Origin of the sequence: Kocuria subflava, assembly GCF_012163155.1 — a bacterium.
Classification (GTDB): Bacteria; Actinomycetota; Actinomycetes; order Actinomycetales; family Micrococcaceae; genus Kocuria; species Kocuria subflava.
The window spans coordinates 1-503 of sequence record NZ_JAAVUN010000275.1 but is presented as its reverse complement, the minus strand read 5'-3'; the positions used below and the strand labels follow the sequence as shown (position 1 = coordinate 503).

Here is a 503-nt window from a genome sequence, read left to right as displayed (position 1 = left end):
GACCTCGTCCATCCCCGCCACTCGGACAGCACCCTCGGCCAGCAGACGATGCTCCGTGTCCGAGGTCGGTGGGACACTCACCACCAGCCGCCTCCGGAGGTGTCGGTTCTGTCCGGGACCTCGTCGAACACCGCGTGTTGGTCCCCCAAGGGGCCCATCCGCGAGACCGGCAGGGTCACCACGAACGCGGTCCCCACCACGTCATCCTTGCTCACGAAGGCCTTCTCCTCCGGCAGGTAGAAGCGGGAGTCCCCGGACGAGGAACGCCGGTCCCCGAGCACGAAGTAGTGGTTCTCGGGAACGATCACGTCGAAGGCGATGTCTGACGGCGCTTCGGAATCGGACAGATACACACCTGTTTCGTTGAGGGCGACGTCGTTGACCACGATCCTCCCCCGCGCATCACAGCACGTGACACGGTCGCCACCGACGCCGATGACGCGTTTGACCACGTGGGTGTCCGAGTCATCGACGGTCACGCCGAGAAAGGCCAGCCCGTCCAC

The 503-nt window shown here is 65.6% G+C and carries 1 protein-coding gene; it reads right to left on the bottom strand.

Annotation, left to right across the window (positions count from 1 at the left end):
* Nucleotides 1–77: 77 nt before the first annotated feature.
* The coding region (gene lepB / locus GTW58_RS14180) for a signal peptidase I (protein ID WP_168023668.1) at nt 78–503 on the bottom strand (426 nt) is incomplete at its 5' end.